25 protein-coding genes are annotated in these 22,490 nt (G+C 62.7%); 9 read left to right on the forward strand and 16 right to left on the reverse strand.

Annotation, left to right across the window (positions count from 1 at the left end):
- Positions 1-7: 7 nt before the first annotated feature.
- The 3 genes from PMA3_RS17880 (at position 8) to PMA3_RS17890 (ending at position 2,019) form a co-directional block, all read left to right on the forward strand.
- Complete coding sequence (locus tag PMA3_RS17880) at positions 8-1,021, forward strand: proline racemase family protein (protein WP_064678423.1); 1,014 nt, start codon at positions 8-10, stop codon at positions 1,019-1,021.
- A gap of 105 nt (positions 1,022-1,126) precedes the next feature.
- Entirely contained in the window at positions 1,127-1,576 is a 450-nt protein-coding gene (locus tag PMA3_RS17885; protein ID WP_064678424.1) for an antitoxin Xre/MbcA/ParS toxin-binding domain-containing protein, read from the forward strand.
- Positions 1,573-2,019 carry an RES family NAD+ phosphorylase gene (locus tag PMA3_RS17890; RefSeq protein WP_064678425.1) on the forward strand — a complete coding sequence of 149 codons (447 nt, stop codon included), beginning with the start codon at positions 1,573-1,575 and terminating at the stop codon, positions 2,017-2,019. Before PMA3_RS17885 ends, PMA3_RS17890 begins: the two co-directional genes overlap by 4 nt.
- A 123-nt stretch (positions 2,020-2,142) precedes the next feature.
- On the opposite strand, the gene PMA3_RS17895 is transcribed toward PMA3_RS17890, so the two are convergent.
- The 9 genes from PMA3_RS17895 to PMA3_RS17935 form a co-directional block, all read right to left on the reverse strand.
- Positions 2,143-2,496 carry a RidA family protein gene (locus PMA3_RS17895; RefSeq protein WP_064678426.1) on the reverse strand — a complete coding sequence of 118 codons (354 nt, stop codon included), beginning with the start codon at positions 2,494-2,496 and terminating at the stop codon, positions 2,143-2,145.
- A 9-nt stretch (positions 2,497-2,505) separates the two neighbouring features.
- Complete coding sequence (locus PMA3_RS17900) at positions 2,506-3,684, reverse strand: NAD(P)/FAD-dependent oxidoreductase (protein ID WP_064678427.1); 1,179 nt, start codon at positions 3,682-3,684, stop codon at positions 2,506-2,508.
- Positions 3,677-5,053: an FAD/NAD(P)-dependent oxidoreductase gene (locus PMA3_RS17905; protein ID WP_064678428.1), complete on the reverse strand. Its 1,377-nt coding sequence runs from the start codon at positions 5,051-5,053 to the stop codon at positions 3,677-3,679. Before PMA3_RS17905 ends, PMA3_RS17900 begins: the two co-directional genes overlap by 8 nt.
- Positions 5,050-5,403, reverse strand: a complete 354-nt coding sequence (locus tag PMA3_RS17910; RefSeq protein WP_064678429.1) for a (2Fe-2S)-binding protein — start codon at positions 5,401-5,403, stop codon at positions 5,050-5,052. Before PMA3_RS17910 ends, PMA3_RS17905 begins: the two co-directional genes overlap by 4 nt.
- Positions 5,393-6,535, reverse strand: a complete 1,143-nt coding sequence (locus tag PMA3_RS17915) for an NAD(P)/FAD-dependent oxidoreductase (RefSeq protein WP_064678430.1) — start codon at positions 6,533-6,535, stop codon at positions 5,393-5,395. Before PMA3_RS17915 ends, PMA3_RS17910 begins: the two co-directional genes overlap by 11 nt.
- Complete coding sequence (locus PMA3_RS17920; RefSeq protein WP_064678431.1) at positions 6,532-7,329, reverse strand: ABC transporter permease; 798 nt, start codon at positions 7,327-7,329, stop codon at positions 6,532-6,534. The genes PMA3_RS17915 and PMA3_RS17920 overlap by 4 nt, the downstream gene beginning before the upstream one ends.
- 6 nt (positions 7,330-7,335) lie before the next feature.
- Positions 7,336-8,208 (reverse strand): ABC transporter permease, encoded by an 873-nt coding sequence (locus PMA3_RS17925; protein WP_064678432.1) that lies wholly within the window; start codon positions 8,206-8,208, stop codon positions 7,336-7,338.
- The gene (locus PMA3_RS17930) at positions 8,195-9,268 is read right to left on the reverse strand and encodes an ABC transporter ATP-binding protein (protein WP_064678433.1); all 1,074 of its coding nucleotides are present in this window, start codon (positions 9,266-9,268) and stop codon (positions 8,195-8,197) included. The genes PMA3_RS17925 and PMA3_RS17930 overlap by 14 nt, the downstream gene beginning before the upstream one ends.
- A gap of 69 nt (positions 9,269-9,337) precedes the next feature.
- A complete protein-coding gene (locus tag PMA3_RS17935; RefSeq protein ID WP_237140646.1) occupies positions 9,338-10,414 on the reverse strand; it encodes an ABC transporter substrate-binding protein in 1,077 nt (358 codons plus the stop codon).
- Between the two features lie 222 nt (positions 10,415-10,636).
- Here PMA3_RS17935 and PMA3_RS17940 point away from each other — a divergent pair, with 222 nt between their 5' ends.
- Positions 10,637-11,533, forward strand: coding sequence for a LysR substrate-binding domain-containing protein (locus PMA3_RS17940; protein WP_064678435.1), 897 nt, complete (start codon positions 10,637-10,639; stop codon positions 11,531-11,533).
- A 201-nt stretch (positions 11,534-11,734) separates the two neighbouring features.
- On the opposite strand, the gene PMA3_RS17945 is transcribed toward PMA3_RS17940, so the two are convergent.
- Together PMA3_RS17945 and PMA3_RS17950 are read right to left on the reverse strand one after the other, a co-directional pair.
- The gene (locus PMA3_RS17945; protein ID WP_237140647.1) at positions 11,735-12,943 is read right to left on the reverse strand and encodes an AraC family transcriptional regulator; all 1,209 of its coding nucleotides are present in this window, start codon (positions 12,941-12,943) and stop codon (positions 11,735-11,737) included.
- Positions 12,944-13,234: 291 nt separating this feature from the next.
- Positions 13,235-13,924 (reverse strand): winged helix-turn-helix transcriptional regulator, encoded by a 690-nt coding sequence (locus tag PMA3_RS17950; protein WP_064678436.1) that lies wholly within the window; start codon positions 13,922-13,924, stop codon positions 13,235-13,237.
- Positions 13,925-14,028: 104 nt separating this feature from the next.
- Between PMA3_RS17950 and PMA3_RS17955 the strand changes: the two genes are divergently transcribed.
- From PMA3_RS17955 to PMA3_RS17970, 4 genes are all read left to right on the forward strand, one after another.
- Positions 14,029-14,970: a carbon-nitrogen hydrolase family protein gene (locus PMA3_RS17955; protein WP_064678437.1), complete on the forward strand. Its 942-nt coding sequence runs from the start codon at positions 14,029-14,031 to the stop codon at positions 14,968-14,970.
- A gap of 72 nt (positions 14,971-15,042) precedes the next feature.
- A complete protein-coding gene (locus PMA3_RS17960; RefSeq protein ID WP_064678438.1) occupies positions 15,043-15,477 on the forward strand; it encodes a GFA family protein in 435 nt (144 codons plus the stop codon).
- Positions 15,478-15,620: 143 nt separating this feature from the next.
- A complete protein-coding gene (locus PMA3_RS17965) occupies positions 15,621-17,240 on the forward strand; it encodes a DUF3300 domain-containing protein (protein WP_064678439.1) in 1,620 nt (539 codons plus the stop codon).
- A 13-nt stretch (positions 17,241-17,253) separates the two neighbouring features.
- On the forward strand, positions 17,254-18,144 hold the full coding sequence (locus PMA3_RS17970; protein ID WP_064678440.1) for a DUF2950 domain-containing protein: 891 nt from the start codon (positions 17,254-17,256) through the stop codon (positions 18,142-18,144).
- A gap of 463 nt (positions 18,145-18,607) precedes the next feature.
- Here PMA3_RS17970 and PMA3_RS17975 read toward each other — a convergent pair whose 3' ends face one another.
- The 3 genes from PMA3_RS17975 to PMA3_RS17985 all read right to left on the reverse strand — a co-directional run bounded on the left by PMA3_RS17975 (position 18,608) and on the right by PMA3_RS17985 (position 19,861).
- Positions 18,608-18,823 (reverse strand): hypothetical protein, encoded by a 216-nt coding sequence (locus PMA3_RS17975; RefSeq protein ID WP_064678441.1) that lies wholly within the window; start codon positions 18,821-18,823, stop codon positions 18,608-18,610.
- A gap of 90 nt (positions 18,824-18,913) precedes the next feature.
- Positions 18,914-19,306, reverse strand: a complete 393-nt coding sequence (locus PMA3_RS17980; RefSeq protein WP_064678442.1) for a GFA family protein — start codon at positions 19,304-19,306, stop codon at positions 18,914-18,916.
- A gap of 75 nt (positions 19,307-19,381) precedes the next feature.
- The gene (locus tag PMA3_RS17985; protein WP_064678443.1) at positions 19,382-19,861 is read right to left on the reverse strand and encodes a VOC family protein; all 480 of its coding nucleotides are present in this window, start codon (positions 19,859-19,861) and stop codon (positions 19,382-19,384) included.
- A gap of 157 nt (positions 19,862-20,018) precedes the next feature.
- On the opposite strand from PMA3_RS17985, the gene PMA3_RS33200 reads away from it, so the two are divergent.
- Positions 20,019-20,318 carry a hypothetical protein gene (locus PMA3_RS33200; protein ID WP_082930361.1) on the forward strand — a complete coding sequence of 100 codons (300 nt, stop codon included), beginning with the start codon at positions 20,019-20,021 and terminating at the stop codon, positions 20,316-20,318.
- A 23-nt stretch (positions 20,319-20,341) separates the two neighbouring features.
- On the opposite strand, the gene PMA3_RS17990 is transcribed toward PMA3_RS33200, so the two are convergent.
- Together PMA3_RS17990 and PMA3_RS17995 are read right to left on the reverse strand one after the other, a co-directional pair.
- Positions 20,342-21,160 carry a helix-turn-helix transcriptional regulator gene (locus PMA3_RS17990; RefSeq protein ID WP_064678444.1) on the reverse strand — a complete coding sequence of 273 codons (819 nt, stop codon included), beginning with the start codon at positions 21,158-21,160 and terminating at the stop codon, positions 20,342-20,344.
- A complete protein-coding gene (locus tag PMA3_RS17995; RefSeq protein WP_064678445.1) occupies positions 21,157-22,482 on the reverse strand; it encodes an MFS transporter in 1,326 nt (441 codons plus the stop codon). Before PMA3_RS17995 ends, PMA3_RS17990 begins: the two co-directional genes overlap by 4 nt.
- Positions 22,483-22,490 lie beyond the last annotated feature (8 nt).

Below are 22,490 nucleotides of genomic sequence, written 5' to 3' on the forward strand. Positions count from 1 at the left end.
TTCAGTCATGCGCATGCAAGACACGTTCGATGTCATCTATACCCATACCGAAGGCGAACCACTGTGCATCGTCCACAGCGGCATTCCCTACCCCGCCGGTTCGAGCATCCTGGCCAAGCGCGCCTTTCTCGAGCAGAACTATGACTGGCTGCGCAAGGCACTGATGCAGGAACCGCGCGGCCACAAGGACATGTTCGGGGTGTTCCTCACGCCGCCTTCCAGCAGCGAGTTCGACGCCGGGCTGATCTACATGGACGGCAGCGTGTATTCGCACATGTGCGGCCACGGCACCATCGCCGTGAGCATGGCGATGGTCGCCCTGGGCCTGGTGCCGCGCGGCGCCGATGGCATCACGAAAATACGTTTTGAAACCACCGCCGGCCTGGTGGTGGCCGAAGTGGCTTCGGAAGGCGACAACGTGCTCTGGACCCGTTTCGAAAACGTGCCGGCCTACGTCGCCGCCCAGGACATCCCGATCCACCTTCCCGGCTATGGCGACCTCAAGGCCGACCTGGTCTGGGGCGGCAATTACTTCGGCATCATCGACCTGACCGGTTGCGACCTGCGCATCAGCCCGGACAACGGCAGCGAACTGTCGCGCCTGGGCCTGCTGGCGCGCGACCAGATCAACCGGCAGCTGAAGATCCAGCACCCCACCGAAGCCCACATCAACGACCTCAACTTCATCACGTTCTGGCACCCGGCGACCATCGAAGGCGCGTTCTACAAGAACGTCCACGTGTTCAGCGCCGGCCAGCTCGACCGCTCTCCCGGCGGCACCGGCACCAGCGCGATGATGGCCATGTTCGAGGCCCGGGGCAAACTGGGCCTGAACCAACCCATCCTGTCCGAAGGACTGCTGGGCAGCGGCACCTTCGAAGGCTGCCTGCTCGGCGAAGTCGACCTCAACGGCACGCGCGCGGTGCGTCCGACCGTCAAGGGCACGGCGAGCATCCTGGGGACATCGCGCTGGGTCATCGAGCGCAATGACCCGGTGGGGGCGGGGTTCGTCGTCAACTGACGGGTTGAAGCGGCACTTCTCAAGATCGCTCGCATAGTCGGCATTTACCGGGTACAATTCGGTAAACGCCGACTAAGTCGGTGAACGCCGTCCCAGGAGAAGGCCATGCTAGCTGAAATCATGCGTGAACCCGCCTACGGTGCCTACCGCGCTCGGCTGCACGCCTTGCTGCAAATTCCCACCAATGCGTCTGACCTGGAAATCCACGACATCATCCAGATCGGCTTTGCAGCTGGCCGTCTTGTGTCGCTTTGCGAACAGGGTGAATTGACGCCGCTTGAGCGCGACCAGATCATCCCTCTGAAAACCCTGAAGACCCGGGTCGCTAAAGACCAGAACCTCACGGTCGACGAGAGTGATCGGCTGTTCCGCGCCGCCCACATCACCGCCATGGCAGACGCTGTATTTGGCAACGATGAAAAAGCCAAACGCTGGCTGTCGAAACCCAAGGAGCGATTTTCGGGCCGCAGCCCAATGGCAATGCTGTCGACGGTACAGGGAACACGCCAGGTCGAGGAAACGCTGATCCAGTTGGCCGAGGGCTACGCCTTTTGATCTTTTGGCGGATAAGCGCTTTTGCAGATCTGACGGGACGTGGCGGCACCCTCGCGGGGGGACGCTGGCATACGGCGGGGCGACCGGTCGTCTATCTTGCCGGGACACCTGCCGGCGCAATGCTCGAAATCCTGGTACACCTCGAGATCGATCAGGAAGACCTTCCAGAGACGCTCCAGTTGCTCAAGGTCGAGGTGCCTGACGATGTCAGCCTCTCCCCTGCCCCGGTACTCAAGCCAGATTGGGAATTCGAGCTGAACCACACCAAGGGCATAGGCGATTTATTCCTCAAAGGATGCCCTGCCCTGCTGTTGGCGGTACCGAGCGCTATCATGCCGCATTCGCTGAACTACCTGTTCAACCCTATGCACCTGGATTCGGTCAAGGCCGTCATTACCGCCGAGCCGTTCAGGCTCGACAACCGACTGTTCAAGAAATTGTAGGAGCGAGCTTGCTCGCGATGGACTCAAGAGCGCCGCGTTTAACCAGCGAATACGCGTCATCGTTAACGACCATCGCGAGCAAGCTCGCTCCTACAAGGGCCGCATTCGCTTAACTGAACAGCATTAGCCCGCCGCGACCACGGTGATTTCCACCAGCAGGTCCGGCGCGGCCAGGCGCGATTCGACGGTGGCACGGGCAGGCGCGTGGCCTTCGGGGGCCCAGGCGTCCCACACCTCGTTCATGCCGGCGAAGTCGGCCTGGATGTCCGACAACCAGACCTGTGCGGTGAGGATACGGGTTTTGTCCAGGCCGGCCTGGGCCAGGAAATTGTCGATCTTGGCCAGCACCTGGGCGGTCTGGCCCTTGATGTCCTGGGTGCGGTCGGTGGCCGTCTGGCCGCCGAGGAAGGTGAAGCCGTTGCATTGAACGACGCGGCTCATGCGTTGATTGGTTTCGATGCGTTTGATGTCCAGCATGTGAACTCCTTAAGGGTGTGCGATGGTTGAAGCGGATTGAATAGGTCCTGGCGGCACGCTGGCCGCCCGGTTGAAACGGTCGATGGCGAAGGGTTCCAGTGAAATGTCCGACTGTTCGCCAAGAATCAGTTGGGCCAGGCGTTTACCGGTGCCGGGGCCCATCTGGAAGCCGCTGCCGCAAAACCCGAATGAATAACTCAGGTTACTGGCCTTGCGACTGGCGCCTATCACCGGCAGGTCATCGGCGGTGAAGGCTTCGACCCCGGCCCAGACGCGGTTGACGCCCAAGTGTCGCAAATGCGGGAACAAGTCGGTGACCGTGCGCGCGCTGCTGCCCAGGCGCTCCATCTCGACCTCGCCATGGCGCGCGAGAAAATCCAGCGAGCCGACCAGCTTGCCGCCGATCACCACCGTACCATTACTGAACTGCTTGAACGACAGTGCGCGTGAGGTGGCCCCCAGCACCGGAACACAGAACGGCGCGACGCGATGGGTGACCATCAGCATCAGGCCTTCCGGATGCACCGGCACCGGCTCGCCGATCTGCGCCGCCAGTCCTCCGGCCCAGGCGCCCGCCGTCACCACCAGGTGCTCGGCGCTGAAAGGGCCTGCGGGGGTGCTCACCCGCCACTGGGTACCTGTCTGTTCGATCTGTTGCGCCGGGGTGTTTTCGTGGATCCGCACCCCGCGTTTCTGCGCGGCCAGGCGAAACGCAGTGACCGTCTTGAAAGGCACCGCGTAACCATCGTCCTTGACCCAGATGCCGCCCGTCACATGCCGTGACACGGTCGGCACTGTGTCGAACACCTGTTGTTGATCGACCAACACTTCATGGCTGAAACCCAGCGCCTGCAGCTGCTCGACCCGCAACCGGCATTCCTCCAGATCGGCCTGGCTCTCCGCCAGCTTGAGTTGACCGCTGAGGACAAAACCGCCGTCGTCGCCCAGGGTATTTTTCAGCTCATGCCACAGATCACGCGAGGCCAGCGCCAAGGGAATTTCCGCAACGTGACGGCCCAGGGTGCGCACGCCACCGGCATTGACGCCGGAGGCATGGCGCCCGCAATACTCCGCTTCCAGGACCGTCACCTTGACCCCGGCTTGCGCCAGGTACAACGCGGTGCTCAGGCCATGGATGCCGCCGCCGATCACCAGCACGTCGGCCTGGCGCTTGCTCGACTCACTCACCGGCCAGTTCTCCCAGGGTGATGGGCTTGATCGGTGGACGAATGCGGTAGTAACCCACTTCGGCCGCCGACACGCCGCGGGCCTTGGCGATGACTTCGGTCACCGTCAGGCCGCACATGCGTCCCTGGCAGGGTCCCATGCCGCAACGCCCGAACGACTTGGCCTGATTCGGGCCTGCGCACCCCAGGGCGACGAAGCTGCGCAGTTCACCCGCCGTGACTTCTTCGCAGCGGCAGACCATAACGTCATCGGCCGGAATGCGGTTTTGCTCCTTGGGTTGATACAGCGCGTCGAGAAACGGCCGGATCCGCAGGTTGGCCTCCAGTTGCACGCGCAACGATCGAGCCTGGTCATCACGTTCGACGCTGCTGATGGACTTGAGCCGTGCAGCGATCCCCAGCGCCGCCAGTTGTCCCTGCACCGCTGCTGCCTGAGCGCCACCGATACCGGCACCGTCGCCGGCGACGTAGATTCCCGGTACATCGAGCTCACCCCACGGATCGGTGACCGGCCGGAAACACAGCTGATCCAGGTCCCATTCATGGCGGGCGCGCAGGGCCTGACTGAACTGGATATTCGGCACCACGCCCTGGTGCAGCAACACGCAGCGGCTGGGGATGCGTTGCGCCTTGCCGGACACGCTGAAGGTCAAGGCCCGTGCCGCGTCATCGCCTTCAACCGCCAGTTGCTCGGCCCCCGTGTAATGGGCGATCCCGGCACTGCGCAGGCTGCGCATCAATTCCAGCCCCTTGCGCAAATAGGGCCAGGCGCGCAGCGCGGCAAACAGATGGCGGCGGGCACGCCAGTAATCTTCGGGCCGCGTGGTGTCGACCAGGGCCTTGATCGTCACGCCGGCCCGCAAGTACTGCCAGCCGAGCAGATACAACAGTGGGCCGCAACCGGCCAGGACCACCGGTTCGCTCGGCGCCAGGCCTGAGCTTTTCAGCAGGATCTGCGCAGCGCCGGCGCTCATCACCCCGGGCAGGGTCCAGCCGGCAATCGGAAACGGTCGTTCCATGGCACCGGTCGCCAGCAGCACGGCCTTGGCGTCCAGGGTGTACAGCCGACCTTCGCGCAGGTAACTGACCTGATGGTCCCGGGTCACCTGCCACACCGACGCGCCCTTTTCATAGCGCACGCTCGAGGAAGCCAGGGCCTGCGCCAGCTGATTGCCGTGGGCATAATCCGGCCCCAGCAGGTCCCGGCGGGACAGCGGCGCCAGGGTGATGCCCCGATAGATCTGCCCACCCGGGCTGCCCTGCTCATCCAGCAACACCACCCGCAAGCCCAACCCGGCCATCCGCGTTGCCGCCGCCATGCCGGCCGCACCGGCGCCAATCACCACCACATCCACGCTTTGACGGTTCATGACTGCACCTCCACGGCCTGCACATCCAGCGGTTGATAGATCAAATCCCGGGCCCCTTCCTGGGAACGAATGCGCATGCCATCAGCGACTTCGATCAGGCAGCCCTGGCGGTTGGGAACACCGTCGATCTCCACCAGGCACTCGAAGCACACGCCCATCATGCAGTAGGGTGCCCGGGGTGACTCGCTGACCGGCGTCGCACGAAAGCGGTTGATGCCGGACATCAGCAAGGCTGCCGCGACGCTGATACCGGCGGGCACGTTCAGCGGTTGATCGTTGAAGGTCAGGCTCACCGTCCGCGTCGCCCTGGCTTCACTGGAGACCGGTTGAAACAGCGGATCAGTGCGCATGTGAAAACACCTTGTCAGTTAGAAAACGATCGCCACAAAACACCGCCAGCTCCGCGGGTCGCGCCCCGCCCATGATCCACGGCGCGATGCGCAGGGCATGGGCGGCGGCCAGGGTCACGCCGCTGTGGCAGGTGACCACGAAGGCACCGGGGTGCGCGCCGGATTGCTGGTAGATGGGCAAGCCGTCCGGGCTCAGCACCCGCAACGCGCCCCAGGCCCGCACGAGCCGCACATCGCGCAGCAAGGGAAAGCTCGCCACCCCGCGCCGGGCGATCGCGGCCAACACTTCGGTGGAGGTGCTGTCGTCGAAGCCCACCTCCTCCATCGAATCGCCCAACTGCACGGTGCCTTCATCGGTCTGGCGGACATTAAGGGTCGGGTACTCGAGAAAGGGCCGGACCCGCTCGCTGATCAACACCTGCCCGCGATTGGGCGCCACCGGTGCATACAGCCCCACCTGCCGCGCCAGCGCCGCATTGCCCAGCCCGGCGGCCAGGACGATCCGGGGCGCGACGAAGCAACGCTGCCCGGCCTTGACCCGAAACTCGCCGGGGGCGCAGTCGATGCGATCGACCTGCACGCCGCCATGCATCTGCGCGCCCTTGGCTTGCGCCGAGGTATGCAGGGCCCGCAACAGTTTCAACGGATTGACGTGGCCGTCCTGGGAGGTATAACTGGCGCCGATCACTTTCGGTCCGATCAATGGCAGACGCGCTTTCACGTCGGCGGCGTCCAGCATTTCGTATGGGTAATCGCCCAGGGCGTCCTGCAAGGTCTGCAGGCGCGACTGGCGCTCCAGCAGTTCCTCGTCGCTGAAGCACAGGTGGAAACCACCCGGCTGCTTGAGCTGCACGTCGACCCCGCTGTCGGCCATCAGCGCCTTCGCGAACGCCGGCCAGCGACTCGCCGAAGACCGGGTCCAGCGCGCGTAATCCGGCAGGTCATGGCCTTTGCCCTGGACCCAGACCAGGCCGAAATTGCCTCGGGACGCACGAAACGCATCGTCGCCCTGGTCCAGCACCACGGTGTCGACTCCGCTGCGGGCCAAGCCATAGGCCACTGCCGTGCCCACCAGCCCGCCGCCGACCACGATCACGTCCGACTGCACGACGCTGTGTCTGTCCTGGCTCATTTGCCTTCTCCGATCAATACCCGATCCAGCCCGACCATGCGATCCAGCACCAGCATCAACACCAGGGTGCCGACGATCAGCACCGTGGAGACGGCAGTGATCAACGGATCGATGGTCTGGGAAATCTGGTTGTACATGGCCACCGGCAAGGTGGTGGTACCGGGGGTGGCGACGAACACGGTCATGGTCAGTTCGTCGAAGCTCTGGATGAAGGCCAGCATCCAGCCGCCGATCACGCCGGTGCGAATCCGTGGCAACACCACTCGATAGAAAGCGGTCCAGCGCCGCGCGCCGAGCGACAGGGCGGCCTGTTCGATGTCGCGCTCCAGGCCAATGGTCGAGGCCAGCGTCAGCCGCAAGGCATAGGGCAGCACCACGATCACATGGGTAATGCTCAACGCCCAGAACGACCCGCCAATCTGCGCCATGGAGAAAAACCGCAGGAACGCGATGCCCAGCACCACGGAGGGGATCATCAGCGGCGACAGCAGGAAACCGGTCAGTGCGCCGCGCCCCGGAAACTCGTAGCGGCTGATCGCCAGGGCCGCCGGGACCGCCAGCAACGTGGCGACGGTGGCCGAGACCAGGCCCAGCTTGAGTGACAGAAAGAATGCATCGAGCATCTCCTGGTTCTCCAGCAGCGCCCGGAACCAGCGCAACGACAAGCCGTCGGTGGGCAGCGACAGGTAACCTTTGTCGGTGAACGCCATCGCCATCACCACCAGCAGTGGCGCGACGATAAAAGCGATGAACAGGTAATGAAACAGCAGCGAGAAAAATCCGTTCTTGTGCATGGCGGCTTACTCGAAGACTTGCTTGAAGCGGCGCTCGGCCAACTTGCTGCAACCCACAATGATGATCAGGTTGGCAACCAGCAGGAGCATCGCGATGGCGGCGCCGAGGGGCCAGTTGAGGGTGCCGAGGAATTCGTCGTAGGCCGCTGTCGCCACCACTTTCAGACGTCGGCCACCAATGATCGCGGGGGTCGCGAAGGCTGACGCCGCGAGGGCGAAAACGATGATCGAGCCGGAGAGAATGCCGGGCATGATCTGCGGCAGGATGATTCGGCGGAACACCGTCAGGCGCGACGCGCCGAGGGACAGTCCGGCCCATTCCACTTGCAGGTCCAGGCGCTGCAAGGTGGCCCACACGGCAATCACCATGAACGGCACCAGCACATGGGTCAGGGCGATGATTACCCCGACCTGGGTGAACAGCATCTTCACCGGCTGCTCGGTGATCCCCAACGCCTGCAAGGCATCGTTGATCAGGCCGTTGTTGCCCAGCAGGATCGCCCAACCAAGGGTGCGCACCACCACCGAGATCAGCAGCGGCCCCAGCACCACCAGCAAAAACAACGACCGCCAGCGCGGCGCCATGCGCGCAATGATGATGGTTTCCGGCACCCCGAGCAGCACGCAGAGCACGGTGACCGCCAGCGCCATGCCGCCGGTGCGCAGGAAGATTTCGTGGAAGTAGCCGTCCTTGAACACCTCCAGGTAATTGCCGAGGCTGTAGACCGGCAACACGCCTTCGGTGTCGCTGAACAGGTTGAGCGACAGCACCGCGGTCAACAGCAGCGGCACCAGCAGCAGCGCGACGAATACCAGCAACGCCGGACCGCTGAGCAGCCACGGTGCGGCGCCGACGTGTTCGGCATCATACCTGGCCATGGGCGACCTCCCGATCCAGCAGCCGCAGGTCGTCGTCGGACCAGTCCAGGCCGACTTCACTGTTTTCATCAGGCGGTGGCGTGCCCAGATTGGGCTGGGTCATGTGCACCACCCCGAAGCTGGTTTCCACCGCGATCAACCACAGGTTGCCGAGGAACACCCGCAAGCGGATGCGTCCGTGCAACCGCCCCATGCCCGCCTGCGCCAGGCGGATTTTTTCCGGGCGGATGTAGACGTTGACGTCGTTGCCCAGGGAGCGATCTTCGTGGGGCACGTGCAACAGCGTGTCCTTGACCTGCACATTGCAGCACCGGGCGTTGCGGGTTTGCACCGCGCCGGCGAAGGCGTTGGTCTTGCCCAGGAACGCCGAGGCGAACGGTGAATGCGGGCGCTCGTAGGCTTCGTACGGCGTATCGATCTGCACGATCCGGCCTTTTTGCATCACCGCGATGCGGTCGCTCATGGTCATCGCCTCGACCTGGTCGTGGGTCACCAGGATCGTGGTGATGCCCAGGTCGCGCTGGATCGCCCGCAGCTCGATGTGCATCTCTTCGCGCAGCTTGGCGTCGAGGTTGGACATCGGCTCGTCGAGCAGCAACAGGTTCGGCCGAATCGCCAGGGCCCGGGCGATGGCAACCCGTTGCCGCTGCCCGCCGGACAGCGCCTTGGGGTATCGCTCGCCGAGGCCGCCAAGGCGCACCAGGTCCAGCGCTTCATCGATGCGCTTGCTGCGTTCGGCCTTGGGCACGCCACGCATCTCCAGGCCGAAGCTGATGTTCTGCGCCACCGTCATGTGCGGGAACAGCGCGTAGCTTTGAAAGACGATGCCCAGGCCGCGCTGCTCGGGGCGCACATGGGTGATGTCGCGGCCATCGAGCACGATGCGGCCTTCGGTGGGCTGCACGAAACCGGCAATGGATTGCAGGGTGGTGGTCTTGCCACAGCCGGAAGGTCCGAGCAAGGCGATGAACTCGCCGTGCCGCACTTCCAGGTTCAAGCCGTCGATGGCCCTGAAACTGCCATAGGTCTTGACGATGCCTTCAAGGGTGAGAAATGCCATGGGCTTGCCACGCAGGCGCGGGCCTGCGTCTCCAGAATGAGGTCGGGAAGGATCGGAGCCAGTGCGCGGCTAGCGTTCGACCGTACGGTTCCAGCGGGTCGTCCACTCGCTGCGCTGCTGGTTGATCGTGTCCCAATCGACTTTGATCAACGCGTTGACCTTCTCCGGGCCATAGGGCATGCGCGCGGCGATGTCCGGCGTGAGTTTGACGGTCTGGTTGACCGGGGCGAAGCCGTTCTCCCGGGCCTGGATCATCTGCACTTCAGGCGACAATACGTACTGAATAAACTGCTGCGACAGCTCGGGCTGCGCGTTGGGCGTGATGCCGCAGGCGGCGATCTGCAGGGCGATGCCGCCTTCTTTCGGGTAGATGAACTTGAGCGGAAAACCAGTGCCCTGCAACGCCACCGCACGACCGCTGCCATACACCGCCATGACCACGTCGCCGTTCTGCATCATGCCGTCCATCTCACCCGGCGCCGAGACCCAGGCCAGGACGTTGGGGCCGATTTCGTCTTTCAGCGCCTTGAAACCCGGGTCGATATTCTTTTCACTACCGCCGCGCAACCGGGCCATTTCCACCAGGGTGTGCAGGCCGTAGGTGTTGGTCACCGGCGGCATGCCCAGCAGTTGCTTGTAGCGCGGGTCGGTGAGGTTCTCCCAGGAGTCCGGCGCCGCCCAGCCGCGCTTCTTGAACGCCTCTTCGTTGTAGCCGATGCCTGTGGCGACTACGCCGACCCCGGTCGCTTCAGGGCTGAGCCGCGCCAGCGGATAGAGGTCCTTGTAGACCGGTGCGTCGCTGAGTTTTTCGCACAGGCCCAGTTGCAGCGCCTGGTACATCGGCCCGTCGTCCATCATCGCGACGTTGATCTGTTGACGCCCCTTCTGCGCCTGCAGCTTGGCCAGGGTTTCGGTGGAGTTGCCGGCGACGTATACCACTTTGACGTTGTGCTGTTTCTCGAACGCGGGGATGACTTTGGTCTTGTACATCTGCTCGGTGGAACCGCCGACACCGGCGACATACAGCGTCGGCTCGGCGCAGGCGACGCCACTGCCCAGCCCGACAAGGGCGACAGCGACAGCAGTGGCAATGCGGGTCAGGGGGCGAAACGACGGTGTCATCAAGGTCGATTTATGATTATTCACAGACTATCTCCGAAGTGCGTGGGGCAGATCGAACAATGCGTCAGTTGCTTCGGCGTCAATCGAAGCCATGCAGCGCGCTGCATGTTCCCGGCGAATACCTCACGGGATGGCGCATCTTCATGTGCGCTATGGGTTGCTGGTCTGGAGTATTGCGAGGCACTATCCATAGGGTCAAATCACAATATTTGGGTCAGTTATTCATATTTGATATGGAAGGTCGGCATGAACCTCAGGCAGATAGAAGCATTCCGCAGCGTCATGCGCTTGGGCTCCATGACCGCCGCGGCGGAAGTGCTGTACACCTCGCAGCCCAACGTCAGCCGGCTCATTGCCCAGCTGGAATTGAGCACCGGGCTGACCCTGTTCAAGCGCGCAGGCGTGCGGCTGATCCCGACCCAGGAAGGTCAGGCGTTTTTTCATGAAGTGGAGCGCGCCTATGTCGGCCTCGACAGCCTCAAGCATTCGGCGAAGAACATTCGCAACCTGGGCACCGGACGCTTGCGGGTGGCAGCCGTGCCCTCGACGGGCATGAGCGTGCTGCCAGGGGTGATCAAACACTTCACCGAGACCCGCCCGGAGCTCACGGTGTCGTTGCACGTGAACTCCTCGCCCACCGTGGAGCAATGGGTCAAATCGCAGTTCTGCGACATCGGCATCGTGGTGCATCCCGGCGACGTCAACAGTCAACAGGTCGAGTTGCTCGCCGAGATAGCGGCCGTGTGCGTGTTGCCGCGCTCACACGCGCTGGCTGAACGCGCGCAGATCACCTTTGCCGACCTCGAAGGGCAACCGTTCATTTCGCTCTGTCATGGCGATGGCACACGCTCGTTGGTGGATGATTTGTTCGAGCAGGCAGGCGTCGAGCGGCTGATGGCTGTTGAGGCGCAATACAGCGCGATCAACTGCGAAATGGTCGCGCTCGGCATGGGCATCACCCTCGCCCACCCGTTGGTGGCCAAGGATTATCGGCATCGGGACATCGTGATCAGACCGTTCAGGCCGGGCATCCTGCTTCCGACCTACGTGATCTGGCCCAGCGCACAAACGCGTACGCGACTGGCCGAGGAATTCGTCGATACGCTGAAGGTGTATTACCGGGATGCGGTGGACGCCGCTTGAACAGCACGCCAACCCCAGGCATGCGACCGAAAACCAGCCACCCTGGAGCCAGACCTTGCGTCTGGCTCTCATGCCGCCGGCCCTGCATTCAACAGTCCTTGCGGTCCGTGTCGTCAAGAATAGCCAAGCGCGGGCCAATTCTTGTGCAGGGTTACCGGCGGTCATAAGCCTGGGATTGCCCGTTACGGGATTGACCCGGACTTACATCCCGAGGGCCATGCCACCCCGCCTGGCCGGCACGGCTCGCAACAGTCCGTGCTGAACGCCCAGAGGTGTCCGCTGTTGAGCCACTAACGACTGGCTGATCAGACGAAGCTTGTTTTGCTTCACCGCTGGCAAAACTTCATCTGCTCGATACTGACCGGGCGTCGTGCCGAACCAACGGATGCACGCTTTGTGGAAACTGCTGTGGTCATGAAAGCCGAGCAGGTGAGTCACGTGCTTCATATTGAAATGGGAATGGCGCAGGTAGAAGTCCGCCAACTGCCGACGCACATCGTTCAGCACGTCCTTGAACTGGGCGCCATCCTTCTCGAGTGATCGTTGCAACGTTCGCTTGCTGATGTTCAGCGCGGTGGCGATCGATTCCATATCACATTGCCCTTGCCCCTGACTCAGGCGCTCGGTGATCAGCGCACGAATCCTGCACACAGTGGTGAAGCCGTACAACAGGTCCAGCTGAGCCTCGGCAAAACTGTCATGCAGTACAGCCAACGCCTCGTTGCCCATGCTCAACGGACGCAGTAGCTCCTGGCCATCGAACAGGATGCTGTCATAGGCCGCCCCGAAACGCAGCTCACAGCCAAACAGCCGCTGATGCTCGCAGGTGTCTTCAGGTTCGGGATAGGTGAACTCCACGCGCAACGGTTGCAACGATCTGCCGCCAACCAGCCAACGGCACAATCCCAGCAGCGACGCGAGTCCGGCATCGGTGTACTGCCGTGGCTTGACCGAGTCGCCTTGGTGATCCAGTCCGGCCAGTCGATAATTGTGTCCTTCCTCGCCCAGAAACAGGCTGAGGCCAGAGCTGATCAATGGGCTGAAACGCACAAGCCGTTCAAGCGCCCGCTTCAGGTTCAAGCTGGACATCATCGTGTATCCCACAATCTGGAAGTTACCCGGATGTACCTGCCCGTAGGCTTTCAAGCCAATATTCGCGTCACCGGACGCCTGCGCTGCCAATTCCCAAAGACGGTAGATAACACTTCGTTCATAGAAGGCTTGCTGCTGACCCAGAATCGTCAGATCCAGCCCGGCTTCCCGGGATAAATCGATCACATCCAAACCCTCGGCCGCGAGCGTATTCACTAGCACACTGGTATAGCCGGTACCCACTCTATACATGAAGACCTCAAAAACCGTTAAACCACGCATCCTTTTGTGAGCCATTGAATTTGCTCTGAAATCCATCCTAATGGCCATTCATTACAAGGTCGTTATGCATGCAAAAAAGACGACCCAAGGCCAGCGTAGTCCCGAAATCCTGATAGCGCCAAAAATAGCCCCATCCTAGTGCCAGACGGCATTTTTGGGAGCGAGCCTGCTCGCGAAATCGTTCGATCATCGGCGGATTTGATTGATTGACTGTTTACAAATCCGACCTGACTTCACTCGAACGCATCCCCCTGCAGGAGCTGTCGAACGAAGCGAGGCTGCGATCTTTTGATCTTGCTTCTCACCGATCCGGAGAAGATCAAAAGATCAGGGTTGGCGTGCAGCGCTACGGGTCCCGGCGAACGCGCTCGTGCCCAGCCAGCGCCACAGGTGTTGCGCATCCTGCGCCGCGCCGTCGACCCGCAGCTCTTTCGACCTTAGAACCTCTTGCGGTGTGCGGTCGCCAGCCCACACCTCGGTCAACGCGCGCACGCTGGAGTCCACGACCAGCGTCAGTTCGCGGCCGGGGTCGTCGCGGCACAGGTCTGCCACGCCCTCTTCGACCACGAGCCACCACGCTCGCTCGCCGGGCCGCGCGTCGCGGAACCTGAAGTGGATGACCACCGGTCGGGACGGGAATGTCTCGATGCGCACGAACCGGCGCACGTCCCACATCAGCAGCCCGGCGTCGAGTTCGTCATCGCGAAGGCGACTGCCGATCCAGCGCGCGCCCCAGTGCCCTAGCGCCATGATGATGGGGCGCAATTCCTCCCCCGCCTCGGTCAGGCTGTACTCCCAGACTTTGCCGGCGGCCGTGCGATGCACCACACCGATATCTTCCAGATGACGCAGCCGCTGGGCCAGCAGGCCGGTGGACATCCGGGGTACGCCGCGGTGCAGTTCATTGAAGCGCTTGCTGCCGCACAGCAGCTCGCGCACCACCAAAGGGGTCCAGCGTTCGCACAGGGCTTCGGCACCGCGCGCGACCGTGCAGAACTGACCGTAGCTTTGTTCCATCGCCTGGACTCCACAACTGCAACGCTTCAGATTCTGAACTAGTCCCGCGGCTTCACCACGCGCACGCTGAAGCCTTCGAAAGCCAATCGCCAAAGGAGAACGCCATGACCAAGGTAGCCATCATCCAGCGCCCGCCCGTGCTGCTCGATCGCAGCGCGACCATCGCCCGCGCCGTGCAGTCGGTCGCCGAGGCCGCGGCGGCAGGCGCCTCGCTGATCGTTTTGCCCGAATCCTTCATTCCAGGTTACCCGTCATGGATCTGGCGACTGGCGGCTGGAAAGGACGGGGCTGTCATGGGCCAGTTGCACACGCGGCTGCTGGCCAACGCCGTCGATATCGCACGCGGTGACCTCGGCCCATTGTGCGAGGCCGCCAGCGTTCACGCCGTGACGATCGTGTGCGGCATCGATGAATGCGACCGGCGCAATGGCGGCGGCACGCTCTACAACAGCGTAGTCGTAATCGGCCCCGACGGCGAAGTGCTCAACCGCCACCGCAAGCTGATGCCAACCAATCCCGAACGCATGGTGCATGGCTTCGGCGATGCGTCCGGGTTGCGCACGGTCGATACGCCGGTCGGCCGCGTGGGGACGCTCATCTGCTGGGAAAACTACATGCCGCTGGCCCGCTATTCCCTGTATGCCCAAGGGGTGGAGATCTACGTCGCCCCCACCTACGACACGGGCGACGGCTGGATCAGTACGATGCGTCACATCGCACTCGAAGGCCGCTGTTGGGTGCTCGGCAGTGGCACGGTGCTGCGTGGCAGCGATATTCCCGACGACTTCCCGCACCGTGCGCACCTGTTTGCCGATCCGGACGAATGGATCAACGACGGCGACTCGGTGGTGGTCAGTCCGCAAGGCCGGGTGGTGGCCGGTCCGTTGCACCGGGAGGCCGGCATTCTGTATGCGGACATCGACGTCGCACTCGTGGCACCCGCGCGGCGGGCGCTGGATGTCACCGGGCACTACGCGCGCCCGGATATTTTCGAACTGCAGGTACGGCGCACGCCGGCGACAGCGGTGCGCTATATAGATGAGTGAAGTCAGGCACGGTTCTGGCGATCCATGCCCTCTGCGGCGGTATCGCCTCACCATTGAGCAAGGAGTCAGGCCATGAACGATGAACGATCCTACAAGGGCAGTTGTTTTTGCGGCGCAGTCGAGTTCACCGTCAGCGGCGAGCCCGCGGCGATGGGCTATTGCCACTGCGAATCCTGTCGACACTGGTCGGCAGGGCCGATCAATGCCTTCACCCTGTGGAAACCCGAGGCGCTGCAAGTGACTCGGGGTGCCGACAACATCGGCACCTACAACAAGACAGCGCAGAGTTACCGCAAGTGGTGCAAGACGTGCGGCGGACACCTCTTCACCGATCACCCGGGGATGGGGCTGATCGATGTGTATGCCGCGCTCATCCCCGAACTCGCGTACTCGCCAGGCGTTCACGTGCACTATCAGGAGACCGTGCTGCGCATCAAGGATGGCTTGCCCAAGCTGAAGGATGTCCCCAAGGAACTGGGGGGATCGGGCATCAGCCTCGACGAATAGCGAGGTTAGCGGGCGGGCGGTCAGTGATCCATCCGAATAATCACTACGCCCGCCCTTTGCCCAGCTATGATTGACAGCATCCAGCCTCGCCGACGGTCGTCGCTGCGACCCGTCCCGCTTTTTCTTCCCCCGGGAGAAGCGTCATGCGTGTTAGCTATTGCTTCAGTGCACTCCTGCTCGCCGTGCTGTCTGTGTCCGGCGGTTCGGACGAGGACGGGTTCTTCATCACGAAGGCGTTGGCCGCGACCACCGAGACCGGTGTCGCGGGCGCTGCACCTGCGCCTGCGCCCGCACCCGCACCCGCACCGACTGCACCGGCCGAGACGGTCTTCACGACGGAGGAACTCGACCAGATGCTGGCGCCGCTGGCCTTGTACCCGGATTCGTTACTGGCCCAGGTCCTGATGGCGGCAACCTATCCGGGCGATGTCGCCGACGCGGTGGCCTGGTCCAAGGCGCATCCGGACAGCAGCGGTGACGCCGCCGTGCGTCAAGTGGCGAATGAGCCCTGGGATCCGAGTGTGCAATCGCTGGTCGCCTTCCCGGCAGCGCTGGTGATCCTGGGCCAGGATCCGGCCTGGGTACAGCGCGTGGGCGACGCCTTCCTCGCGCAGCCCAACGCCGTGATGGATTCGGTACAACGCCTGCGCCGCCAGGCGCAAGCCGCCGGCCACCTCGAATCCAACGCGCAACAGCGCGTCACCGTGCAGCCGGCCGCGGCCGCACCTGCACCTGCACCTGCACCTGCACCTGCCAATTCGACGGTGGTGGTGCAGCAGCCTGCCGCCACCCAGACCATCATCATCGAGCCGGCCCAGCCGCAGACCCTCTACGTGCCGAGCTACAACCCGAGCGTGGTCTATGGCACCTGGGCCTATCCGTCCTATCCGCCGGCGTACTACCCACCGCCGCCGGGTTACTACCTTGGCACCGCACTTGCCACCGGCCTCGCCTTCGGCGCAGGCGTGGCCATCGTCGATTCGCTCTGGGGCGACTGCGACTGGGACGGCGGCGACATCGATATCGACGTTGACCGCTACAACAACATCAACACCAACCGCCAGATCAACGCCAACCAGAACAATTGGAGCCACAATTCGATCAACCGCGACGGCGTGCCCTACCGCGATCGCGCCAACCGCGAACAGAATAGCCGGCGCTTGGCCGGCAGCGAACAGCGCGACGCGTTCCGCGGCCGCGATCCGGTGCGGACCTCCGAGCGCGAGCGCGCCAACCAGACGCTGGCGCAACGCGGCATCGAACCTGCGGCCACCGACAATCGCCAGGCGCGGGAGCGGGCCCAGGCGGCGAGCCGTGACCTGGACAAACAACCGCAGGCGCGCGAGCGCGCGCAAGCCAGTGCGCAGACGCGCCAGACTACCCAGGCCAATGCGCAGAAGCGCGAGCAGGCGCAAGCCAGTGTCCAGGCGCGCCAGAATACTCAAGCCGGTGCGCAGAAGCGCGAGCAGGCGCAAGCCAGTGCCCAGGCGCGCCAGAAGACTCAGGCCGGTACGCAACAGCGCCAACGCACGCCAGACAATCCAAAGGTCCGCCAGCAAGCACGTCAGCAGCAGGCCAGTACCCAGGGGCCGCGCAACAATGCCTTTGCCGGCGCCAGCAACCCCTCGCAGTCGCGAACGCAAGCCAGCCGCGGCCAGGCCAGTCACGTTTCCGCCAGTCGGCCGCGCGCGGAACGCAGCAGCGGTCATACTGTACAACGCCCGGCCCGGGCACCGTCCCGGGGTGGCGGCAATCGGCGCTGACAGGAGACTCGCCATGAAGGCTGCATTGCGTATTTTCCCGCTTACGCTGCTGGCGATCCTGGCCCTGGATGCGCGCGCGCAGCAGGCCTTTCCCAGTCCGGATGCCGCCGCCGAGGCCCTGGTCGCCGCGCTCGGCACCCGGCAGGCCGATCAAACACGCCTCGCGGCCCTGCTCGGTGCTGACTGGCGCTCCTATATACCGCTCGAAGGCATAGACCGCGACGATGTCGATGCCTTCCTCGACCACTACCGGGAAAAACACAGCATCCAGCCCGACGGGAAAGGCAAGGCGCATCTGGTGGTCGGCACCGATCCCTGGACCTTGCCGTTGCCGATCATGCAGGGCAAGGCTGGCTGGGCCTTCAACGCCAAGGCCGGTGGCGAGGAGATCCGTGAACGACGCATCGGTCGCAACGAACTGGCCACCGTACAATCGGCGCTGGCCTACTACGATGCCCAGATGGACTACGCCACGGTCGACCGCAACGGCGATGGCGTGCTCGAGTACGCGCAAAAGTTCATCAGCAGCAATGGCAAGCAGGATGGCCTGTACTGGGCCGAGGAGCCCGGGGTGGAAGAGAGTCCGCTCGGCCCGTTGTTCGGCGACGCCAAACCCGGCGGCGACTGGCATGGCTATCAGTACCGTATCCTCGACGCCCAGGGACCTTCGGCGCCAGGCGGCGCCTACAGTTATAAGCTCGGCAACAGCATGAGCCGCGGCTTCGCCCTGATCGCCTGGCCGGCAAAGTACGGCGACAGCGGCGTGATGAGCTTCATGATCAGCCACGAGGGCGAGTTGTTCGAGAAAGACCTGGGGCCGGACAGCGCCAAACTGGCGACGTCCATGCGCCGCTTCGATCCGGACAGCAGCTGGAACGAGGTCGACGAACAGACAGGACCTTGACCTACCCCGTGAAAGATGACGGCCGGGCATCAGGCATGGCAATGTCGGGGAAGGCTGCGCCAGAGGAATCCGGGATCAGCGCCTGGGGAGAACCAGGTTATTTGTAGTTGCCAAATGGCATTGTGCGCAGCGGTGCAGTACCTTGTAATTGCAACATCCTCTTACGCAATCCTGTCCAGGTTCAGAGGTGGGTTTCATGAACAACATCATCTACATCGTCGGATTAGTTGTGATTGTCGTGGTGATCCTGTCTTTCCTCGGGTTTGCATAGCGTTGGTGTTTCCTTGACGCAGGCGTCGCGCGTCACGACGCCGCCAATGCCCTGATGTTTCTGTAGGAGCGAGCTTGCTCGCGATGGACGTTAACGATGACGCGTTTATTCTGGATAAACGTGTTGCCTTTGAGACCATCGTCGGAACGCCGCCCGGAGCAAGCTCGCTCCTACAGAAAAGCGCCAGACCGGTCACGCGAATTTAATGGTACCGCCCTGGATATCGTCTCGTGCCGACCGCAACTCGTACGCATCCTGATTGAGCTGGTGAATCAGGTTAAGCAACCGCTGGCGCAACAGCTCGTCCTTCAGTTGCTCGGTTGCGCGCATGACATCCAGCGCGGCGGTCTCGTTGTTGGTTGCGATGGAGTCGAGCAGTTTGCGCATGCTCCTTGATGGCCGATTCATCTGTTGCCTCCCTGGTTTCGATAGACGCGAATCATAGGGCGCGAATGTTGCGCCAATGTTTCAGTCCCGCCTTCGCACCGTTCTTGCGCCCTACTCCTCGGAGCGTCCTGTGTTGTCACGATCCCGCTCGTAGTGCCTCGTGAACGCAAACGGCGGCAACCAGGACTCGCGACGCAGGGTCCAGCTTTCGTAGGTGGGCTTCAGTTGGTCAGGGGCATCCAGGGAACCCAGGTTCACTTCGATTTCGTCGCCGGTGCGGGCGAAGACGGATGAGCCACAGCGGGGGCAGAAAAACCGCCCGGCGTAGTCGCGTGTTTCGCCAGTGATCGTCACCGCATCCTGGGGGAATATCGCCGAAGCGTGAAAAAGTGCCCCATGATGCTTGCGGCAATCGAGACAGTGACAAAGGCCGACCCGGTAGGGGCGTCCCGCCGCCTCGATCCGGACGTTGCCGCACAGGCAACCGCCGGTGAATCGGTCCATGCTGCGTCTCCTCTGGAATCAAGCGATCGGCGACGCCTGCGCCAACCTGTCCCGGCGCCCCGGCCAGGGCGCAATTCAACCCTTAACAGCCGCCTCGATTGCAGCGATATCGATCTTGTGCATCGTCATCATGGCGTCGAAGGCGCGCTTGGCCACGGCCTGATCAGGGTGAGTCACCGCGCTGGTCAGCACCCGTGGTGAGATCTGCCACGACAGTCCCCACTTGTCCTTGCACCAGCCGCATGCACTTTCCTGACCGCCGTTGCCGACGATCGCATTCCACAATCGGTCGGTTTCGGCCTGGTCATCGGTCGCCACCTGGAATGAAAACGCCTCGTTGTGCTTGAACGCCGGGCCCCCGTTGAGCCCGACACAAGGGATACCCATCACCGTGAAATCGACCGTCAATACATCGCCCTGCTTGCCCGCCGGGTAATCGCCGGGCGCGCGATGGACGGCGCCCACGGCGCTGTCGGGAAAGGTTTCGGCGTAGAACGTCGCAGCGTCCAGTGCGGTGCCGTCGTACCAGAGGCAAATCGTATTCTTGCTGAGCATCTTGGTTCTCCAGAATTGGAACTCAGACATGCATTCTAGCAGCGCAGGTAACGGGCACTGCGTTACAAAGATCCAGGGGCAGGCTCAATACCGGCTAAGCTGATTAGGGGCACAACCCCGTACAACGCCTCCAGCCTCTTGATGCAGGGGAACCGGGATGACCGGAAAAACAGCGCGCCAATGCTCGTCCTGGGTCCTCCCTTCCCTGCTCGCCATCAACCTGGCACTGACCGCGGGATGTGCAGGCAAAGCCACCACCGCACGCTATTCGGCCTCAAGCCCGGGCGACGCCTGCTATGCAAAAGCGCTCCCCACTTCCGGCGAGGGCGGCCTGGCCTGGGGCTCCACTTTGAACACGGCTCGCAAAAAATCCATGAATAACTGCATACGTTATGCCGGCCGGTCCGGTGGCACGCCGGATACCTGCCGAGTGGTGTTGGCGGAGTGTCGGAAATAATCGCCAGCGAGATCAGTGCGCGCTCAGGACCAACGACCTTTCACGACCAGCCCCAGCAATTCTCGATGCCCGCTGACACCTGTTTTTCGATAAAGCCGCTTGATATAGGTAGCGGCGCTTGAGCGCTGGACGCCCATCAGGGGCGCGATGTCTTCCGCTCCCAGGCCACTGAGCAAATGCCTGAGCAGTTCACGGTCCCGACGAGTCAGTTCAGGATAAAGCCGCTCGACGCGCTGACTCAGCAAGGACGGCATCTGATTGGCTTCGATATAGGCGCGATAGTGCAGTCGCGTGACCTGAATCAGTAACGGCGCAACCGACTCGATAAATTCGATTTCGCGCTGATTGAAGTTGCCGTGCTCACGACCTCGATAGAAATTGATCGACAGCCAGCCCCCGCCCTCCTCCTGATGATTGAGCAAGGCCATGCGCTGGGAGATTTGCGGCTGTTCATAACAGACTCGCCGATAGTCGCGATGTGTGATGTCTTCGACTGACTGAAGCTGAGCCAGGATTCGCGCCCCACCGTATTTCGCCTTGTGACCGAGCATCGCCTGGCGGTTGCCATCCAGGCTGTGGAAACGCTCGACGTAATCCCGGGAAATACGCGATATCTGCACCAGCCTTGCCTGATCGGAACACGACAATACCTGTGGCTCCTGGCCCTCGGGGTAAGCAAAAATAGTGCACTGAGCCAGCGGCATCACACCCCGCACCAACGTCAATAATTCTGCCGCCAGCCAGGTCCGGCAGTCCTCGCCCACCCGCGCCAACAGATGGGCGATTTGCCCCGTCGTCAACGGGACCTGGTGGTAAACGGTGGTGAGCGGCCAGTGGTTCATTCAGGGACCCATTCGCGCGAAGAATGTTGGCGTTCGTGGGGAAGCGCTCGCACCAGTATGGCAGCCACCAGTAACAGCAGCGCCGCATACAGACAACCGGCTGTATAGCTATGGGTCAGGTCCTTGAGCCAGCCGACCACCAACGGATTAAGGGCCGACCCCAGATTACCCACGGCGTTGATCACCGCGATACCCACTGCCCGGGCTTGAAAACTCAACGAACGATCCGGCAAGGTCCAGAAAATCGACATGGCCGTATAGGAACCCGTCGCCGCCATGCAGATCCCGGCCAGTTGTACGATCGGCTCGTTCGATAAGGCCGTACAGAACCAGCCCGCGGCAGCCATCAGCATCGGCAACGCCAGGTGCCAACGCCGCTCCTGGGTCAGGTCCGAGTGTCGGCCCCAGAGGATCATGCCCACAATCGTGCATATCTGAGGAATTGCCGACAACAATCCGATCAGCGTATTGCTCTGACCAGCGCTGAAGCTCTTGACGATCAATGGCGTCCAGACGGCGATCATCGCCAGGGTGTTGACCAGGCAAAAGTACACCAGACAGAACAGCAGCACCGCTGGCGACAACAACTCACGTCCCCAATGGGCGTGGGGGGACGGTGCCTGACGGTCCCGCGCCAGCAACTCGGCCAGCTGCAGTTTTTCATCGTCGCTCAACCAGCGCGCCTGGCGCGGTTTATCGTCCAGATAACCGTACACCGCCAGGCCGAGTACGACGCTGGGCAATCCTTCCAGCAGAAACAGCCATTGCCAACCTGCCAGTCCCCAGTGGCCATCCAGCCCCAAAATGGCGCCGGACAATACCGAACCAAAGCCCGCGGTAAACGGCATGGCGATCATGAACAACGCATTGGCCCGCGCCCGGTACGCCGCCGGAAACCAGAACGTCATGTACAACAGCACACCGGGCAGAAACCCCGCCTCGGTGATACCTACCAACGCACGCAACCAATACAGGCTGGCCGCGTCATGGGCAAACAGGGTGGCGGTCGACGCTACGCCCCAGGCAATCATCAGGCTGCCGATCCAGCGGCGGGCGCCGAGTTTCGCCAGGACCATGTTGCTGGGGATGCCGCACGCGATGTAGGCCAGGTAGAAAATCGTGGTTGCCATGCCGAACTGGGTACTGCTCAAGCCCAGGTCGTCCATCATTGTCAGCCCGGCGAAGCCGATATTGATACGGTCCAGAAATGAAAACACGAAGCAGATGAAGAGAAACCACAGCAGGCGTTTCGAGACTTTGGCGATGACCGGCGGATGAGCGCCGGCCTCCTCGCCAGGGGTCACAGCAGGACGGGATGGCATAGGGTGAT

It is taken from the genome of Pseudomonas silesiensis (assembly GCF_001661075.1).
Lineage (GTDB): Bacteria > Pseudomonadota > Gammaproteobacteria > Pseudomonadales > Pseudomonadaceae > Aquipseudomonas > Aquipseudomonas silesiensis.

Coding starts and splice junctions, on each gene's coding strand:
- PMA3_RS17880 (WP_064678423.1), top strand. CDS start 8: ATGCGCATGCAAGACACGTTCGATGTCATCTATACCCATACCGAAGGC.
- PMA3_RS17885 (WP_064678424.1), top strand. CDS start 1,127: ATGCTAGCTGAAATCATGCGTGAACCCGCCTACGGTGCCTACCGCGCT.
- PMA3_RS17895 (WP_064678426.1), bottom strand. CDS start 2,496: ATGCTGGACATCAAACGCATCGAAACCAATCAACGCATGAGCCGCGTC.
- PMA3_RS17905 (WP_064678428.1), bottom strand. CDS start 5,053: ATGAACCGTCAAAGCGTGGATGTGGTGGTGATTGGCGCCGGTGCGGCC.
- PMA3_RS17910 (WP_064678429.1), bottom strand. CDS start 5,403: ATGCGCACTGATCCGCTGTTTCAACCGGTCTCCAGTGAAGCCAGGGCG.
- PMA3_RS17915 (WP_064678430.1), bottom strand. CDS start 6,535: ATGAGCCAGGACAGACACAGCGTCGTGCAGTCGGACGTGATCGTGGTC.
- PMA3_RS17920 (WP_064678431.1), bottom strand. CDS start 7,329: ATGCACAAGAACGGATTTTTCTCGCTGCTGTTTCATTACCTGTTCATC.
- PMA3_RS17925 (WP_064678432.1), bottom strand. CDS start 8,208: ATGGCCAGGTATGATGCCGAACACGTCGGCGCCGCACCGTGGCTGCTC.
- PMA3_RS17930 (WP_064678433.1), bottom strand. CDS start 9,268: ATGGCATTTCTCACCCTTGAAGGCATCGTCAAGACCTATGGCAGTTTC.
- PMA3_RS17940 (WP_064678435.1), top strand. CDS start 10,637: ATGAACCTCAGGCAGATAGAAGCATTCCGCAGCGTCATGCGCTTGGGC.
- PMA3_RS17945 (WP_237140647.1), bottom strand. CDS start 12,943: ATGGATTTCAGAGCAAATTCAATGGCTCACAAAAGGATGCGTGGTTTA.
- PMA3_RS17950 (WP_064678436.1), bottom strand. CDS start 13,924: ATGGAACAAAGCTACGGTCAGTTCTGCACGGTCGCGCGCGGTGCCGAA.
- PMA3_RS17955 (WP_064678437.1), top strand. CDS start 14,029: ATGACCAAGGTAGCCATCATCCAGCGCCCGCCCGTGCTGCTCGATCGC.
- PMA3_RS17960 (WP_064678438.1), top strand. CDS start 15,043: ATGAACGATGAACGATCCTACAAGGGCAGTTGTTTTTGCGGCGCAGTC.
- PMA3_RS17965 (WP_064678439.1), top strand. CDS start 15,621: ATGCGTGTTAGCTATTGCTTCAGTGCACTCCTGCTCGCCGTGCTGTCT.
- PMA3_RS17970 (WP_064678440.1), top strand. CDS start 17,254: ATGAAGGCTGCATTGCGTATTTTCCCGCTTACGCTGCTGGCGATCCTG.
- PMA3_RS17975 (WP_064678441.1), bottom strand. CDS start 18,823: ATGAATCGGCCATCAAGGAGCATGCGCAAACTGCTCGACTCCATCGCA.
- PMA3_RS17980 (WP_064678442.1), bottom strand. CDS start 19,306: ATGGACCGATTCACCGGCGGTTGCCTGTGCGGCAACGTCCGGATCGAG.
- PMA3_RS17985 (WP_064678443.1), bottom strand. CDS start 19,861: ATGCTCAGCAAGAATACGATTTGCCTCTGGTACGACGGCACCGCACTG.
- PMA3_RS33200 (WP_082930361.1), top strand. CDS start 20,019: ATGACCGGAAAAACAGCGCGCCAATGCTCGTCCTGGGTCCTCCCTTCC.
- PMA3_RS17990 (WP_064678444.1), bottom strand. CDS start 21,160: ATGAACCACTGGCCGCTCACCACCGTTTACCACCAGGTCCCGTTGACG.
- PMA3_RS17995 (WP_064678445.1), bottom strand. CDS start 22,482: ATGCCATCCCGTCCTGCTGTGACCCCTGGCGAGGAGGCCGGCGCTCAT.